Source organism: Paenibacillus sp. FSL P4-0127 (assembly GCF_038007325.1).
Classification (GTDB): Bacteria; Bacillota; Bacilli; order Paenibacillales; family Paenibacillaceae; genus Fontibacillus; species Fontibacillus macerans.
Genome location: NZ_JBBOWY010000001.1, coordinates 2,666,843 through 2,683,025, shown reverse-complemented (window position 1 = coordinate 2,683,025; position 16,183 = coordinate 2,666,843). Strand labels below are relative to the sequence as shown.

Annotated in this window: 16 protein-coding genes; 2 read left to right on the top strand and 14 right to left on the bottom strand. The window is 54.4% G+C overall.

Annotated features, from left to right (window positions below):
- Positions 1-42: 42 nt before the first annotated feature.
- The 3 genes from secF to NYE74_RS12115 all read right to left on the bottom strand — a co-directional run bounded on the left by secF (position 43) and on the right by NYE74_RS12115 (position 2,539).
- Positions 43-936 carry a protein translocase subunit SecF gene (secF, locus tag NYE74_RS12125; RefSeq protein WP_240752019.1) on the bottom strand — a complete coding sequence of 298 codons (894 nt, stop codon included), beginning with the start codon at positions 934-936 and terminating at the stop codon, positions 43-45.
- Entirely contained in the window at positions 926-2,179 is a 1,254-nt protein-coding gene (secD, locus tag NYE74_RS12120; RefSeq protein WP_036620628.1) for a protein translocase subunit SecD, read from the bottom strand. Before secD ends, secF begins: the two co-directional genes overlap by 11 nt.
- A gap of 102 nt (positions 2,180-2,281) precedes the next feature.
- Entirely contained in the window at positions 2,282-2,539 is a 258-nt protein-coding gene (locus NYE74_RS12115; protein ID WP_036620625.1) for a post-transcriptional regulator, read from the bottom strand.
- Positions 2,540-2,734: 195 nt separating this feature from the next.
- On the opposite strand from NYE74_RS12115, the gene spoVB reads away from it, so the two are divergent.
- Positions 2,735-4,318 carry a stage V sporulation protein B gene (gene spoVB / locus NYE74_RS12110; RefSeq protein ID WP_036620623.1) on the top strand — a complete coding sequence of 528 codons (1,584 nt, stop codon included), beginning with the start codon at positions 2,735-2,737 and terminating at the stop codon, positions 4,316-4,318.
- 16 nt (positions 4,319-4,334) lie between these two features.
- On the opposite strand, the gene NYE74_RS12105 is transcribed toward spoVB, so the two are convergent.
- Positions 4,335-5,048 carry a DUF421 domain-containing protein gene (locus NYE74_RS12105; protein ID WP_213510653.1) on the bottom strand — a complete coding sequence of 238 codons (714 nt, stop codon included), beginning with the start codon at positions 5,046-5,048 and terminating at the stop codon, positions 4,335-4,337.
- A 252-nt stretch (positions 5,049-5,300) separates the two neighbouring features.
- Here NYE74_RS12105 and NYE74_RS12100 point away from each other — a divergent pair, with 252 nt between their 5' ends.
- Positions 5,301-5,693, top strand: coding sequence for a TIGR04086 family membrane protein (locus tag NYE74_RS12100; RefSeq protein ID WP_036620621.1), 393 nt, complete (start codon positions 5,301-5,303; stop codon positions 5,691-5,693).
- A gap of 51 nt (positions 5,694-5,744) precedes the next feature.
- Here NYE74_RS12100 and yajC read toward each other — a convergent pair whose 3' ends face one another.
- The 10 genes from yajC to NYE74_RS12050 all read right to left on the bottom strand — a co-directional run bounded on the left by yajC (position 5,745) and on the right by NYE74_RS12050 (position 16,150).
- Positions 5,745-6,068: a preprotein translocase subunit YajC gene (gene yajC / locus NYE74_RS12095; protein WP_155621441.1), complete on the bottom strand. Its 324-nt coding sequence runs from the start codon at positions 6,066-6,068 to the stop codon at positions 5,745-5,747.
- 41 nt (positions 6,069-6,109) lie between these two features.
- Positions 6,110-7,249 (bottom strand): tRNA guanosine(34) transglycosylase Tgt, encoded by a 1,140-nt coding sequence (gene tgt, locus NYE74_RS12090; protein ID WP_240752021.1) that lies wholly within the window; start codon positions 7,247-7,249, stop codon positions 6,110-6,112.
- A 24-nt stretch (positions 7,250-7,273) separates the two neighbouring features.
- Positions 7,274-8,302: a tRNA preQ1(34) S-adenosylmethionine ribosyltransferase-isomerase QueA gene (gene queA / locus NYE74_RS12085; protein WP_316560623.1), complete on the bottom strand. Its 1,029-nt coding sequence runs from the start codon at positions 8,300-8,302 to the stop codon at positions 7,274-7,276.
- An 8-nt stretch (positions 8,303-8,310) separates the two neighbouring features.
- Positions 8,311-10,407 (bottom strand): SpoIID/LytB domain-containing protein, encoded by a 2,097-nt coding sequence (locus NYE74_RS12080; RefSeq protein ID WP_316560622.1) that lies wholly within the window; start codon positions 10,405-10,407, stop codon positions 8,311-8,313.
- A gap of 56 nt (positions 10,408-10,463) precedes the next feature.
- Positions 10,464-11,468, bottom strand: coding sequence for a Holliday junction branch migration DNA helicase RuvB (ruvB, locus tag NYE74_RS12075; protein ID WP_036627707.1), 1,005 nt, complete (start codon positions 11,466-11,468; stop codon positions 10,464-10,466).
- A 36-nt stretch (positions 11,469-11,504) separates the two neighbouring features.
- Positions 11,505-12,122, bottom strand: a complete 618-nt coding sequence (gene ruvA, locus NYE74_RS12070) for a Holliday junction branch migration protein RuvA (RefSeq protein ID WP_036620615.1) — start codon at positions 12,120-12,122, stop codon at positions 11,505-11,507.
- Positions 12,119-12,622, bottom strand: a complete 504-nt coding sequence (ruvC, locus tag NYE74_RS12065; protein ID WP_036620612.1) for a crossover junction endodeoxyribonuclease RuvC — start codon at positions 12,620-12,622, stop codon at positions 12,119-12,121. The genes ruvA and ruvC overlap by 4 nt, the downstream gene beginning before the upstream one ends.
- Before the next feature lie 527 nt (positions 12,623-13,149).
- Entirely contained in the window at positions 13,150-14,157 is a 1,008-nt protein-coding gene (locus NYE74_RS12060) for a FecCD family ABC transporter permease (RefSeq protein ID WP_036620611.1), read from the bottom strand.
- Entirely contained in the window at positions 14,154-15,161 is a 1,008-nt protein-coding gene (locus NYE74_RS12055; RefSeq protein ID WP_316560621.1) for a FecCD family ABC transporter permease, read from the bottom strand. The genes NYE74_RS12060 and NYE74_RS12055 overlap by 4 nt, the downstream gene beginning before the upstream one ends.
- 17 nt (positions 15,162-15,178) lie before the next feature.
- On the bottom strand, positions 15,179-16,150 hold the full coding sequence (locus tag NYE74_RS12050; RefSeq protein WP_124332596.1) for an iron-hydroxamate ABC transporter substrate-binding protein: 972 nt from the start codon (positions 16,148-16,150) through the stop codon (positions 15,179-15,181).
- Between the last annotated feature and the right edge of the window lie 33 nt (positions 16,151-16,183).

Below are 16,183 nucleotides of genomic sequence, written 5' to 3'. Positions count from 1 at the left end.
TTTCTTGAACCAACCGATGGCTAGATATCTTCAAAAAGCCGCTTAGGATGCTTTAGCCGGTTTATTCTTTTGCTTACCTTTAAAGACAAACCAGAGCGGGCTGGCGATAAAGATCGAAGAGTAAGCCCCGAACAGCAGGCCGATCACCATGGCGAGCGAGAACATCTTGATCGACTCGCCGCCCAGCAGGAACAGGAAGAAGGCGGCCACAAACACCGTAAGCGCGGTGTATAGGGAACGCATAATCGTCTGCGCCACGCTGTGGTTGACCAAATCGACGAGGTCCTGACGCGTTTTGAGCTTGGAAAAACGCAGGTTCTCGCGAATCCGGTCGAAGATAACGATCGTATCGTTGATCGAATAACCGATGATCGTCAATACCGCGACGATAAAGGTCAGGTCGACCTCCAAGCGGAAAATGGAGAAAACCGCGATGACCATAAACGCATCGTGCAGCAAGGCGACGATCGCGGCCAGGGCAAACCGCCATTCAAAACGGATGCTGACGTAAATGATGATCCCTATACAGGAAATCAGCACGGCATAAATCGCGTTGCGGGCCAGTTCCCGGGCCATTTCCGGATCGACCGTGTTGACTTCGAACGAGGCTTTGTCGTCCAGCTTCGAGATTTCGCTTTTCAACTGCGCATCGTTATCTTCACTAAGCACTTGCGTAAAGCGGATATTCATCCGGTCTTCGCCCGGGCTGACCGTCGTGCCTTCCGCAATGCCGAGCTTGTCCAAGATCGGCTTCACTTGCTCCGCCGTCAGCGGTTTCGTAAGCGAGATGTCCACATTGGAGCCCGCTTTAAAATCGACGCTGTAATTCAAGCCGAAAACCGAGAGGCAGATGAGGCCGGCGATCGTCAGGACGATCGACAAAATATAAAAGTACTTGCTGAGATGCACATAGTCCAGGTTTTTATTAAAGCGCACGAATATCACGCTCCTTTACGCCGAAATACTTCGGTTTCGACAGCTTGCCCGCCTTAAGCAGCAGATTCAGCAGGAAGCGGGAGAGATACACATTCGTAGCGATGCTGAGCACGATTTCCACGATCAGCACGAGCGCAAAGCCTTTTACCGCGCCGGTGCCGAACCAGTACATTACCGCCGCAACGATAATGGTTGTAATATTCGAATCGAGAACCGTGCGCAGGGAATGTTTGTCGCCTGCTTTTACGGCGGACATGATGCTCTTGCCGGTACGTATTTCTTCATGAATCCGTTCATTGGTAATGATATTGGCGTCGACCGCCATCCCGACCCCGAGAATCAAAGCCGCGATCCCCGGCAGGGTAAGCGTAAAGTCTGCCCACACGAACACCAGAATAAGCAGCCATGTATGAATGATAAGCGTAAGGGAGGCGATTAGCCCGGGAACCCGGTACATACCGATCATAAACAGCAAAATGAACGCCGAAGCGATCAATCCGGCTTCAATCGTCTGTTGCAGCGATTGCATGCCCAGCGTAGCGCCTACGCTTTGCGAGTATTTCTCGGTCAATTTCAGCGGAAGGGCGCCGAGATTGATCTGGTCGCGCAGCTCCTTGGCTTCGTTCAAATCTCCGCCAACGCTGATTTGCGCCGATCCGTCGGTCAGCACAGCCTGAACCACGGGAGCAGAGATCAGTTGGTCGTTCATGTAAATCGCCAGCGGCTTTCCAAGCAAACGTTTGGTAACTTCCGCGAACTTTTCTTTATCTTTCACTTTAATGCTGACAACCGGTTCGTTCATCTGGGTATATTCCAGTTTTGCCCCGTTCTCGACAAAATCCGTACCCACCATTTCGATTTTGTTGTAATCGTTAGGGTTCTTCTCCGTACCGTCCTTGCTTCGGAATGTAAGGGAGGCAGGCTCTTTCATCGTTTTGCGTACCGTTGCCTCGTCGGTGACGCCGGCCAGCTTCAAGCGAATCCGGTTGGTGCCTTCGGTCGTAACTTCCGGTTCGCTTGTCCCCAGTTTGTTCGCCCGATCCTCCAGGCTTTGCGCCGTCTTGAGGAGGGATTCCCTCGTCACCGCTCCTCCGCCTTCCAAAGGCGATGCTTCATACAAAATTTCAAAGCCGCCTTTCAAATCCAGGCCGAGACGTACGTTTTTCAACAGGTCGGGGCTTGTCCAGCCCATAATCCCGAGCGAGACAACCACGACGGTTATGAATGCGATGATTCTTTTCATTCCGTACTTCGTTCCCCTTTCAAATTCTCAATATTCCTATTATAGCGATGCAGAAAAAGCGAGTCAATTTATCAAAATTTGCCGACAAAAAAGACCCCGGCCTCATATAAGACGGGATCCACGATATGCGGAAATCGTCATATAATTCATAAATTGGGTCACTTTTAAGGAAAGTATATCATTGACAAGTTGATGCATTGGCGGAATGCCTTCCTTTTCATATTTTTGACTCACGCATTCCCAAATCTCAGGGCCGGTTACGTGCTCGTAACCGATCAATCTGAATTCCTCCGCTTTGCTGCGGCAAAGGCTTTCGATCGCCTCGTTCAACTCTTGTTCCGTCAATCCCTCTTCAGCCACGATTTTCTGCCTCCTTCAACCCCCGTTTTAATACATTCTACCCCAATTTCCCGATTCCTGCTTCTACTGACTTTTTCCAATTTTAGAAGCCTCCAAAAAGACAAGTCATGAACTTGTACAGGTAAGACATATTCATAGAATAACCCCAAGAAAAAACGATCGATAAAGCTATTTTCCGGGAGAGAGGGAAGCACTTTGAGCAAACAAACCTTCATCCAAGGAACGATGATTTTGCTGGTGGCGGGCATCGTCAACCGGCTCCTTGGTTTCATTCCGCGCATTATGCTGCCCCGCGTGATCGGGGCGGAAGGGGTAGGTCTTTATCAGCTTGGATATCCTTTCTTCCTCGTGATCGTAACGATCATTACCGGAGGTATTCCTTTAGCCGTCGCCAAACTGGTGGCCGAAGCCGAGTCCTCGGGGAATCCGGGGCGTTCCCGTGCTATTTTGCGGACGAGCCTGGTATTTACGACAGCGGCGGGCTTCCTGTTCACCTTTTTATGCTTGTTCGGGGCGCCCTGGGTAAGCCGCTATATCCTTACGGATGCCCGCGTTTACCATACATTTGTGGCGATGAGCCCGATGATCGTCGTCGTCGCCGTTTCCTCCGTGTTTCGCGGTTATTTTCAGGGCAAGCAGGACATGATCCCGTCCGCCGTCTCCTCGATTTTGGAGACGGTAGCCCGTATCGTCTGCACGCTGTGGTTCGCGTATTTGCTGCTGCCGATGGGGATGGCGTACGCCGCGGCGGGGGCGATGCTTGGCGTCGTTGCCGGGGAAATCGTCGGGCTTGGCGTGCTGTTATGGCAATACCGCCAGCTGCAGCGGCGGGAGCGGCAGGAAGCCGCGGTCCAAGAAACATCGGTCAAGCCGGCCACGGAAAAACAGCCCTTGATCGGTAAATTGCTTCGCCCGATTTTGCGTATTGCGATTCCGGTAACCGGCGGCAAGCTCGTCGGCTCGCTGTCCTACTTGCTGGAATCCATCACCACGGCGCGAAGCCTGGCGATGGCCGGAATCAGCGTCGCCGTGGCCACCTCCCAATACGGGGCGCTGCAGGGCATGGTCATTCCGCTGCTGCTGCTGCCCGGCGCGCTGACGTCTTCGCTGGCCGTCTCGCTTGTTCCTTCGCTGGCCGAAGCCCAGGCTCGCGGGGATATGCGGTCGATCCAGCTGCGGCTGCATCAATCGCTGCGGCTTGCGCTGGTTACCGGCGCCCCGTTTGCCGCGGTCATGTTCGTGATGGCCGAACCGCTCTGCCTGATCATCTACAACAACGCCGAAATCGCCGGCATGCTGAAGGCGATGGCTCCTTTTGCGCTTTTCCTCTATGCCCAGGCGCCGCTGCAGGCGACGCTTCAAGCCCTAGACAAGCCGGGGCGGGCCCTGGTCAATACCCTGATCGGAGCCGTCATCAAAATATCGCTGATCTTTTATCTCGCATCCAATCCGTCTCTGGGCATTTACGGGGCCGTCATCGCCATCGTTGTCAACTTTATCGTCGTGACGCTCCTGCACGGTTACAGCGTCGCCCGCTTTCTCCGCTATTCGCTGCCTTATCTGGATTTCGCCAAGGTATGCGCCGCTATGGTCATTATGGCGGCCGCCGCCCAATACGCGATGAACCGCCTGCCGTTTGGTTCCGTTCTGGAAATCCAATTTATCGCCGCGGCTACGGCCTCCGGAATCCTGTATCTCGCGCTGGCCGGCGTCATGGGCCTGTTCGACCTGCATGACCTTAAGCGGCTGCCGGTTCTCGGCAAGTGGTTCCGCCGCTGATACGTTGCAAAACTATTCAAGTCTCATCCATGGGGTTGATATACAATTTGCCATTATGATCCATGCTGCAGAAGAACACCTGTTTAAAATCGCTCAACCCCTTGGACTGAATTTGATTTTTCAGCCAAAACCTGGTTTTCCCGATCTTTTGCAAATTTTCTTCGTTCACTTTTCCATCCATAATCAGCGGCAGCGGCAGCTCTTCGTATTTGATTTTGGAGGCAATGGACGCGTTCTCCTTGTTTTTGCGCCCGCCGCTGTTGCCGCTATTGCCGGTTTTGCCGGACTTGTCCTTGGGGAATACGCTCAGTTGTCCGCTCGTTTCCAGAACGGCGAACTCCACGTCGGCCACACTGTCGACTTTTTTGGAACGCAGCTGCATGAGCAGATCGTCCAAATTGTAACGCTGCTTCCTCATTTCCTCGCGGTTGATTTTGCCGTTATGAATGATGACGCTCGGCTTGCCGTCAAACCATAATCTCAGTTTGCGGAAGCGAAGCGACAGCATGGCTATGCCGATTTGAATGATCACGAGCGTGAACATGGGAATCAATCCTTCATACAGCGGTTTTTTGACATCTTCCAAGGCAAATACGGCGATTTCCGCAATCATGATCGAGATGACCAGATCAAAAATCGACAGTTCGCCTATCTCTCTTTTACCCATGATCCGCATCACCACAAACACGACAATATACATCAGAACGGTTCTAAAAACATGGGCGAGCATATGATCGACCACGGCAGCGATCCCTCCTCATGAAAAGGTCGAACAGAACATAGTACTGGTATTCTGACCGTCGCTTATCCATTCCATGCGGTAAATATCGGATTAAAAAGCGGGTTTCTTGCAAGGATCTTCCTTATAGGCAGTTCAAAAAGTCCGCTTTTGATCACCACTCCAAAAAAATCGGCGCCGCGGTAATAACTGCATGGGCTTGACCATAAAATGGTGGTAATAAGAGGACAGGAGGATGACCTTATGCACTTCATCCGCAATTTATTCGGGTTTCGGATTTCGCAGCCTACCGTCTCGGGACTTTGGTACGCTTTTTTATGGATGATGATCGGCGCCCTGATATTGTCGCTGTTATTGCAGGGGGAGATGCTGGATGAGCCCGAGCTTGCGCTGTACACCTATCTCGTTCACGGCATCGCCGTTTTGTTCGGCGGCATCGTCTCCGGCAAAAGGGCGAAGCAGAGAGGCTGGTACCAGGGTGGTCTGACCGGTCTGCTGTACGTGGTGCTGCTGTTGCTCATCAGCTTTCTCGCGCTCGACACATCGCTGACGCTGCGCGATTGCATTCTGCTGGCGCCGGGGCTTGTCATCGGGGCTTTTGGAGGAATGATCGGGGTGAATTTAAACCGGAAGTGAATGAAAAAAAGGGCCTAAGCCGAAAAATGGCTTGGACCCTTTTTTGTGCGATTATTTGCCGTCGGCTCCCGAATTGATACTGTGGCTGATGGCGCTGCGGTCGAACGTCAGCTTGGTGACGTCGTTCACGCGAAGAACGACCGTATCGTCCGTCATCTCCATAATCGTACCGTGCAGGCCGCCGATCGTCACGATCTTATCGCCTTTTTTCAGCGAATTCAGCATGGTGTTGCGCTGCTGCTGCTTTTTCTTCTGAGGACGGATCAGCAAAAAGTAAAATACGGCGATCATGATAACGAACGGAATGATCATCTGGATCAGGGAGCCTGTGCCTCCGGCTCCGCCGGCTCCTCCTGCTGCTGCAAAATGAAACATGCGTGTTCCCCCCTTTCACACTGCAAAACTACTGCGGACGCTTAAAATCCCTTGTCGTTGCCAAACAAACCGTACTTTTCAAAAAACTCATCCCGGAAACTAAGCAACCTGTCTTCCATAATAGCTTGGCGGACATTTTTCATGAGGGTGATCAGGAAATGCAGGTTATGGTATGTAGTTAGCCGAAGCCCGAACGTTTCGTCCGCTTTGATCAAATGGCGAAGATAAGCCCTGGAATAATTTCGGCACGTGTAGCAATCGCATTCGGGGTCAAGCGGTCCGAAATCATTGGCATACTGGGCATTTCGCACCACCAGTCTGCCTTGGCTGGTCATCGTCGTGCCATTGCGGGCGATGCGGGTCGGCAGGACGCAGTCAAACATATCGACGCCGCGAATCGCGCCTTCGATCAACGCATCAGGCGAACCGACGCCCATCAAATACCGCGGTTTGTCCGCAGGAAGAAGGGGCACGGTATATTCCAGCACCTCATACATTAATTGCTTGGGCTCGCCTACACTTAGTCCACCAATAGCATACCCCGGAAAATCCAGGGAAGTCAAATCCCGCGCGCTTTGTTTGCGCAAATCTTCGTGCATGCCGCCCTGCACGATGGCAAACAGGCCTTGATCGTGCGGACGGGAGTGGCTTTTGAGACAGCGCTCGGCCCATCTCGACGTACGTTCCGTCGAACTTTTCACGTAATCGTATTCCGCCGGGTAAGGGGGGCACTCGTCAAAGGCCATCATGATATCCGATCCGAGCGCGTTTTGGATTTCCATGGCGACTTCGGGGGACAAGAACAGCTTGTCGCCGTTTAAATGGGAGCGGAAATGCACGCCTTCTTCCGTGATTTTGCGCATTTCGGCCAGCGAAAACACCTGAAAGCCTCCGCTGTCGGTCAGAATCGCCCGGTCCCAATTCATGAACTTGTGCAGTCCGCCCGCTTCGCGGATAATCTCGTGGCCCGGCCGCAAAAAGAGATGGTACGTATTGCTGAGAATAATCCGCGCATCCATCTCCTTCAATTCCTCGGGACTCATCGTTTTAACCGTGGCTTGGGTGCCGACCGGCATAAATGTCGGAGTGTCGAACGTTCCGTGCGGCGTATGCACGCGGCCTAGTCTTGCTCCGGACTGCTTGCAGGTTTTAATATGCTCATACGTGATTGCTGGTGCCACTCTAATCAACCGTCCTCTTCATTCTTAATAAATAAACATGGCGTCGCCAAAGCTGAAAAAGCGGTATTTCATCGCGATCGCTTCTTTGTAGGCGGCCATAATATGGTCCCGGCCGGCCAACGCGCTAACCAGCATGACGAGTGTCGATTTTGGAAGATGGAAATTCGTCAGCATAGCATCCACCAGCCCGAATTCATAACCCGGGTAAATGAAAATCCCGGTCCATCCGCTGCTGCGGACGATCGGACCGCCTTTGCATGCTTGAGCGACCGTCTCCAGCGTGCGGGCGGACGTCGTTCCGACGGCGATAACTCTGCCGCCTTTGGCTTTAGTTTGGTTGATAATATCGGCCGTCTCCTGAGGCAGCACGTAATATTCCTCGTGCATGACATGATCCTCGACCCGCTCCACCGCCATCGGGCGGAATGTGCCGAGACCGACATGCAGCGTCACAAATGCGATGTTAACCCCTTTGGCCCGTACCTGCTCCAATAGCTCCTCGGTAAAATGAAGCCCGGCCGTAGGCGCCGCCGCCGAGCCTTCATGTTTGGAATACACGGTTTGATACCGCTCGCGGTCGTCCAATTTTTCTTTGATATAAGGGGGCAGCGGCATTTGGCCCAAACGATCCAAAATTTCGTTGAAAATACCCTTGTAAGAAAAACGAAGCACCCGCTCGCCCATGTCCGCTTCCGATTCCACCGTCGCCCGCAGCTCGTCGCCAAAAACGATCACCGCGCCTGCCTTCAGTTTTTTCCCCGGCTTGACCAAGGCTTCCCAGCGGTCTTCCCCAAGGTTCTTCAGCAGCAGCACTTCCGCTTTGGCGCCGGTATCCTGCTTGACCCCGAACAACCGGGCCGGGATGACGCGGGTATCGTTCAGCACAAGCGTATCGCCGGGATGAAGATAATCCAAAATATCGGGAAAAACATGATGGCGAATTTCCCCGGTTTCCTTATTCAACGTCAGCAATCGCGAAGCGCTTCGCTCCGGAAGCGGAGTTTGGGCAATCAGCTCCTCCGGGAGCTCGAAATCGTACATATCCACATTCATAACTCTGCTCATTCCTTAACGATAGTTACATTTTGGTAGTAGTGTTGCAATATTTTCCGGTAATCATACCCGGCGTCGGCCAATCCTTTGGCTCCCCATTGGGATAATCCGAGCCCGTGGCCGTTTCCGCGGCCGACAAACAGAAAGGCACTGCTCTTGTCAATAACCCGGGCCGTTTGATCCGCGCCCAGCACCACCATATTTCCGCCGCTTAAGGTCGTTTTTCCGGAAGCCGATAAAATCGTAGCATCCGAAGCTGCCGTACCGGCTGCGCCTTCGGCACCTTGAACAGTATACCTTCCGGTAGGCACAATTTCAAACAAGGTGCTCGGCAGGCCGTTTAATGCGGATCTGAACGAATCCGGGTATTTAACGTCCAAAATTTGGCCGTTCGCCTTGATTTGCGTCACCCTTCCGGACGGTCCTCTTTGCGCAACCTCCAGACTCGTAATCGGCGCAGGCGGCTCGGTCGCCGTTTTGCCTTTGAGCGATTTTAACAGCTGATCGGAGGTGTAAGGCCCCCGAATCCAGGCATAAGCGGTGGACTCCGCCACCTTGCTGAGCACGATGGCCTTATCTCCCGGGTTTAGTTTCGCCACCGGGTTGACGTCGGATTGAATCAAGGGAAGCGGACGTACGTTTACATTGTTGGCCGTCACGGTCATTAGCGGCAGCCCGGCCGCGTTCGTTTCCGCAAGCTTGGCGTTATCTTCCCGGACATACCCGGTTTTGCCGTTGTCGAGCAGAACCTGGTACCACGTTTTTAATGAAGCCTGGGCCGATTCGTCGCCTTCGCTCGGGACGCTGGCGTAAATCGGATTGACGTTGCTCCACACTTCCGCGGAATCTGCGGTGACGCCGCCGCTGTTGGACGAGAACAGGCCCTCAATCACTTTGCCGCTTACCTTCAGCACTTCGCCGGCGGTGCTTTCGACCGCCTTCACGACGCTGTCCGCCTCCTGATTTACACCATTGTAGACTTGGCTTAATGTTGTATCCACCAAGCCCGCAACTTTATACTTGTTCAATTGCGCGTTATACAGCGCGTAGCTGCGGGCGGCGACAGCCTGCGCCTTAAGCGCCTCCTGCGGCCATGAAGGCGGTACTTCGGCGGATACGACCGAATATAAATATTGCTCTAGCGGCAACACATTGACCAGCGCCAACTGCCCGTTCACTTTACTGATTTCAAAATCGCCCCGGTACCGGCGTTCGGAACGCTCGACAACCTTTATGGCCGAGCTGTCTTTATTGTCACGGACCATCAGCTTGGCCCCTTCTCCGTACAGTTCGTAATGTGCGGCCCCATTCGGAGCGCCCAAAGCGGGTGAAACATCATTATGCAGCAGAAGGGCTGGCGTTGCCAAATCCACAGGGGTTAAAAACAGCTGCGGCGCGGTTAGGGCCAGTTCGGCCTGCAATGTCGCTTGTTCGGCCACGCTGGACATCCCCCCGACCCACACCGCATACTTTTGCGGGCCGGTCATGGCCACAAACGCCTCGACGTCCTGCCCGCTCAACGTTTTGGCTAGCGATTCGGCTTCATTTCGTGAACCGAAAAGGCCGGCCGATATGTAATAAGGTCCCCGTACGCTTGGCTTTTGGCCCAGGAGCTGGCCGGACAAGGCTTGGCTGACCCGGCCGGCAGCTGTCAGAGCCTCGGCCGCGCTGGCGTACGGGCCGGTATAAATCCGGTAAACCGTGCCGGCCGGCCGATCGACCGCGTAGGCCACCGGTTTGTCGGCGGTACCCTGCAATTTTTTGACCGCGGCGGCGACCGTTCCCCAGTCGGTGCTTTCCAGCGCCTTCACTTTAAAGCCGCTGACGCTAAACCGGGTGGTTTCGGCTGCGGCCATTTCCAGCCAAGGCGCGAACTCCCCGCCGGCCATGATGCCCGCTTCCGCAGCCGCTTCCGTCTTCAGCGTTACCGCCGGCACGGTCGACTTGTACGTGCTGCCAAGATCCAGGTACATAGCTACGCGAATTTGTTCGGAAGCTGCGGCGCCGGCAACCCCCGGGAATTGGACCGCTGCAGTTAACAGCAAAGCGGCCGCGATTCCTTTTCCCCATTTGCTGAATGTCATTGCCCGTCTCGTCCCTTTCAAAACCGCTTCTCCTCCCTATGATGTAATGTTACCCGAATGCTAGCGAATTTCTCCTATTAAGGGCTTTCCGGCATGGGCAGCCCCAAATGCTGGTAAGCTGCGGGGGTCACCATACGGCCGCGCGGGGTTCGCTGCAAAAATCCGATCTGCAGCAAATATGGCTCGTACACGTCTTCGATCGTTTGGCTTTCTTCGCCGATCGTCGCCGCAATCGTATCGAGTCCGACCGGACCTCCCCGGAAGCTCGTAATCATCGCCCGCAGCATCTTGTGATCGATAAGATCGAGTCCCATCGGATCGACCTGCAGCATCTTTAGCGCCTCCTTGGCGATGTCCGTCGTGATCATCCCGTCGCCCCGCACCTGCGCGTAATCCCGGACGCGTCTTAACAGCCGGTTCGCAATCCGCGGCGTCCCCCGCGATCTTAAAGCGATCTCCTCGGCGGCGTCGCCGACCATTTCGATGCCGAAAATATCGGCTCCCCGGGATACGATGAAGCTAAGCTCGCCGATCGTATAGAACTCGAGGCGGCTGACGACGCCGAAGCGGTCGCGCAGCGGCGCCGACAACAGGCCTGCCCGGGTGGTCGCCCCCACCAGCGTAAACGGCGGCAAATCGAGCCGGACCGAGCGGGCGCTTGGCCCTTTCCCGATCATGATGTCCAGCGCGAAATCCTCCATCGCCGGATACAGCACTTCTTCAACCGTGCGGTGCAGGCGGTGAATTTCGTCGATGAACAGCACATCGCCTTCCTGCAGATTCGTCAGCAGGGCGGCCAAATCGCCGGGCCGTTCAATCGCCGGGCCCGACGTTGTGCGGATGTTGACGCCAAGCTCGTTGGCGATAATGTTCGCCAGCGTCGTTTTGCCCAGTCCCGGCGGCCCGTAAAGCAAAACATGGTCCAGCGCTTCATTGCGCATTTTCGCCGCTTCGATGTAGATTTTTAAATTTTCCTTGATTTGGCTTTGTCCGATATATTCCGCCAAGTAGCGGGGACGGAGGCTCAGCTCGACGGCCTGATCCTCCATCATCAAATTCGCCGATATGATCCGGTCTTCCATCATTGCGCGTTCGCTCTCCTTCCAGTCCTTCTCTCATCAGCCGGCATACAGCAGCTTGAGCGCCTTTTTCATTACCGAATCCACCGCTTCATCCGGGGCGACATCCTCCTTCATGCGATGCCACACCTTGTCCAATTCGGCATCCGTGTATCCAAGCGCCTTAAGCCCTTCCCGGGCTTCCGGCCAGCCGGGATAAGCGGATTCGGCCGCAGGGAGAGCCTCGGACGGATCATCAAATAAAGAGGGGCCGCCCATCCCTTCGAGCTTGTCTTTCAGGTCCAAAATCATACGCTGCGCCGTTTTTTTGCCGATGCCCGGAAGTTTGGTCAGAAAGCCGATATTCTCCTGGTGAATCGCCGCCACCACATGGTCCGGACTGCCCCCGCTCAAAATGCCCAGCGCCACGCGCGGCCCGATGCCGGACACCTCGATCAGCTTGCGGAACAGCCTCTGCTCTTCGCGGGTGGGAAAGCCGAACAGCAAAATCGCGTCTTCACGGACATGATGATGCGTATAGATCGTCACCGTCTCTTGTCCTTTCGCGGCAAACGCATACGGGTTCGGGCAAAACACCTGATAACCTACGCCCTGCACGTCGAGTACAACATATTCCGTTTCCAAATGGGCCACCTGGCCCCGCAAAAAATCGATCATGAACGCAATACCTCGTTTAATTTAGAATTTAATGTGTAAGAATGCGCGTGGCAAATTGCGACGGCTAAAGCATCGGCCACATCGTCCGGCTTCGGGATCGCCTGCAGCTTCAGGAACATGCGGGTCATTTCCTGCACCTGCCGCTTTTCGGCTTTGCCGTATCCGACGATCGCCTGCTTGACCTGCATCGGCGTGTATTCCGCGACCGGCAGCCCTTTCTGGACCGCCGCCAGCACCAGCACGCCCCTCGCTTGTCCAACCGACATCGCCGTCGTGACGTTGCGGTTAAAAAACAGCTTCTCCAGCGCCACCGCGTCCGGGTTATATTTTTCGATCAACTGCACCATGCCTTCATATACATGAAGCAGCCTTTCTTCCTCCGGCGTGTGCGCCTCCGTCTGAATGCAGCCGTATTGCACCGGAGTCAGTTTGCTCCCTTGTTTATCGATAAATCCAAACCCCACGATCGCGATCCCAGGGTCGATTCCAAGTATACGCAAGCTCATCTCTCCCCAAATGTATGCTCGAACTCCCGTTTTGCTTGCGGAGCTCGCGTCCTTTTTTGAAGCGAACATATGTATTCACTTTATTATAACAAAAGATCGCGCACATTGAGGAAAAAGTTTGTAGAGCGCCGGGATTGATGAAGGGGAAAAACAAACAAGCGCAAGCAGGAAGAGGATATCCATCTTCTGTGCTTGCGCTTTTCTTATACTTTTAACTCTCGCGAAAATATAAGGGTAAAAAATGGCGTTATTGTGGCGATGTCCCCCATTCAAAGAGAAATAGAGGGAATTTATGTCGCTATTTTCTACGAACCGCAACAAATACTCGCGATCTGGACTACTCTTAGGAAAATAAGGCCATAAAATTCCGTTAATGAGGGTGAACATGCCTAGCTCCGGATAATAAGTACATAAAGTTCCGCTATTTTGAACGCCGACGGTTCATCGTTCAGTTCATCGTTCCAGCAGCCAACCGTCAAGCGCCGATTTCTAGGTTGAGAGGTTGAGCCTATATGCTGACGCTATTTTTTAAGCAGTAAATAAGCAAAATAAGGCACCCCGAGCAGCGAGGCCATAACACCGGCCGGAATCCCGTCGGGATCGACCAGATTGCGGCCGATCGTGTCGGCGATGAGCAGCAGCCACCCGCCCAGCAGCACCGCGACGGGAATGAACAGCTGATTGCGCGGTCCGACCAGCGCTTTGGCGATGTGCGGAGCCATCAGGCCGATGAAGGCGATGCCCCCGGTGACGGAAACCGCCGATGCGGATGCCGCGACGGCGGCCAAAATCAGGATCAGCCGCTCGCGCTCAAGATGAACGCCCACGCCGATCGCCGATGCCTCGCTTAAGCTGAGCAGATTAAGCTGCCGGGATTTAAACAAAGTAAACGGCACAAGCAGGATCAGCCACGGAAGCAAGGCCCCGATAAAAGGCCAGTCCGTACCCCAAATATTGCCGGCAATCCATTTGGCGATAAAGTCCACCTTAGCGCGTTCCGCCGAGGAAATAATCACGATCATAATCCCCGACAGCGCCATGGAGAAGCCCACTCCAACCAAGACGAGGCGAACGGGATCAAGCCCCCGGGTCCGGCTGCACGAGAAAATATACACGAGTATGGCCGTGATCAAAGCCCCGACAAACGCAACAAAAGGCAGAATATAGGCAAACGATCCCGTTTCGATCGGAAAATACAGAAAAAACACGGAGATCGCCACGCCTGCTCCGGAATTGATGCCGACGATGCCCGGGTCGGCCAAATCGTTGCGGGTAACGCTTTGCAGGATCGACCCGGATAACGCCAAGGCCATTCCCGACAACAATGTGACCAGAATTCGCGGCAGTCTGACGGAAAACAGAACGAACTCCTCCTTAAACGTGCCGTGGCCCAGCAGCACGGGAAGCAGCCTGTCGAAGGACAGAGAAGAATAGCCGAACCCCATGCTGGCAACAGCCGTCAGAACGATGGCCCCGAGGCTGATCAGCAAAATGATACGCTGTTTCCGAACAAAAGCGGACGGATTCATGATAGCGATTTGCCCCCTTTACGCACGACAAGCAGGAAAAACGGCAAGCCGGCCATGGCCACAATCGCCGCCATGGGCGTCTCGTAAGGGGCGTTGATGGTCCGGGCGAGCGTATCCGCCAGCAGCATGAAGGCGGCTCCCGCAAACACCGAAAAAGGCAGGATATAACGGTAATCGGTGCCCACGATCTTGCGGACGATATGCGGAATCATCAGCCCGAGGAAGGCGATGTTTCCGGCGAGCGCCACCGCGGCCCCCGTCAGCAGAATGACCAGGGCAAACAAAATAAATTTGATCCGCGCGAGCTTTTGCCCCAGGCCTACCGCCACCTCGTCGCTCAGGCTGAGAATCGTTAAATGGCCGGAATACATGACGGACACCGCAATTCCGGCAACAATGACCGGCGCGACCGCCTGAATTTGCTCCCAATTTGTCCCGATTAAGCCTCCGGCCGTCCACATGGAGACATCCTTGGAGATTTTGAACGCAAGGCTGATGCCTTCCGTGGCGGCCTGCAGAAAGGTGGAGATGGCCGCTCCCGCGAGCACGATGCGAACAGGGGACAAGTTCCTTCGGCGCACCGCGCCAAGTCCGACGACCAGCCCTCCGCCTGCGGCGGCGCCGATAAAACAAGCCAGCATGATGCCGAAATAGCTGATCCCCGGGATGCACGCAAAAATGACGGCGAGCGCCAGGTTGGCGCCGGACGTGAGTCCCAGCAAGCCGGGATCCGCTAGCGGATTGCGGGTAACCCCTTGCATAATCGCGCCGGATACGGCCAGCGCGGCGCCGACCAGCATCGCGGCCAGTTCACGCGGCAAACGGATCTCTTGCAGCGTGAGTACATTCCCTTCGGATGCAGCCGAAGTAAGCGCCAGCCACAGTTCATGCGGCGCCGTTTCCTGCGCGCCGAACAACATCGAGATCACGAAGCAGACGACGAGCAGCAGCACGCTGCCGAGAAGCTTATACATAAACGGAATGGAACGTAATTTAACTCTCATAGGTACCTCTGCCTTGGTTACTTGCCCAGGAAACTTTTCTTAAAGAAGTCCAATTGGTATTCCATGCTGAGCGGGTCGTTGAAATAGAAAGCTTTCGCATCGGCTTCAAAAACCCGGTTGTTTTTGACGGCAGGGATATTTTTGTAAGACTGCGTATTCTGGAAGGAATTGTCCTCGTCGGCATTTTTGCTGAAAATAATATAGTCCCCCACGTAATCCTGCAAAACTTCGGAGGATACCGCGAAATAGCCGTCCTTTTTCGTTGCTTCCTTGGTTTTCTCCGGCAGGCTGAAGCCCAAATCGCCATACAAAAGTTCGGTGCCGCGCCCAAAATTGTAGCCATACACGTAAAGCTGCTTGTTGAACGTCTCGATCACCGAGACCGTCGCGCCTTCGCCGACCTTCGCTTTAATCTCTTCGCCGGCCTGCTTCGTCCGCGCCTTGAAATCATTCACCCAAGCCTGGGCTTCTTTTTCCTTGTTCAGCAGTTTGCCGATTTCCAGCTGCTGCGTCAAATAGTCGACTTTTCCGTACGTAAAAGTAACCGTTGGCGCAATTTGCTTGAGCTTGTCTACGTTTTTAATATCAGACTGTCCGATGATGAGGTCCGGCTGCAGTTCGATGATCTTCTCCAAGCTTTCGTCCGTCACCGTTTCCACGTCTTTCAGCCGGTCTTTGAATTGCGGGTTTTCCTTGGACATCTCGTCCGCTCCGACGATCGGCACATTCAGCTGCATGACATTGCCCGTCAGGAACCTGGTCAAGACAACGACGCGCTGCGGATGGGCCGGAACCTCGACTGGGCCGTTTTCGGATTGATAAGTCATGGTCCCGGAGTCAGGCTCGTTTGAAGACTGGGAAGACCCGGGGGAAGAATTCCCGCTATCGCCTGTGCGATCGGTTTGATTTGCGCCTTGACTTGGACTTGCGCCGCACGCGCTCAGCATAACCGCTAATGACAGAACAAACGGAATAAGCAGCTTTCTCATCAGATGACTCTCTCCCTTACAATAGCTATGTGT

Coding starts and splice junctions, on each gene's coding strand:
- yajC (WP_155621441.1), bottom strand. CDS start 6,068: ATGTTTCATTTTGCAGCAGCAGGAGGAGCCGGCGGAGCCGGAGGCACA.
- queA (WP_316560623.1), bottom strand. CDS start 8,302: ATGAATGTGGATATGTACGATTTCGAGCTCCCGGAGGAGCTGATTGCC.
- ruvA (WP_036620615.1), bottom strand. CDS start 12,122: ATGATCGATTTTTTGCGGGGCCAGGTGGCCCATTTGGAAACGGAATAT.
- NYE74_RS12050 (WP_124332596.1), bottom strand. CDS start 16,150: ATGAGAAAGCTGCTTATTCCGTTTGTTCTGTCATTAGCGGTTATGCTG.
- NYE74_RS12055 (WP_316560621.1), bottom strand. CDS start 15,161: ATGAGAGTTAAATTACGTTCCATTCCGTTTATGTATAAGCTTCTCGGC.
- NYE74_RS12105 (WP_213510653.1), bottom strand. CDS start 5,048: ATGCTCGCCCATGTTTTTAGAACCGTTCTGATGTATATTGTCGTGTTT.
- ruvB (WP_036627707.1), bottom strand. CDS start 11,468: ATGGAAGACCGGATCATATCGGCGAATTTGATGATGGAGGATCAGGCC.
- NYE74_RS12100 (WP_036620621.1), top strand. CDS start 5,301: ATGCACTTCATCCGCAATTTATTCGGGTTTCGGATTTCGCAGCCTACC.
- NYE74_RS12060 (WP_036620611.1), bottom strand. CDS start 14,157: ATGAATCCGTCCGCTTTTGTTCGGAAACAGCGTATCATTTTGCTGATC.
- secD (WP_036620628.1), bottom strand. CDS start 2,179: ATGAAAAGAATCATCGCATTCATAACCGTCGTGGTTGTCTCGCTCGGG.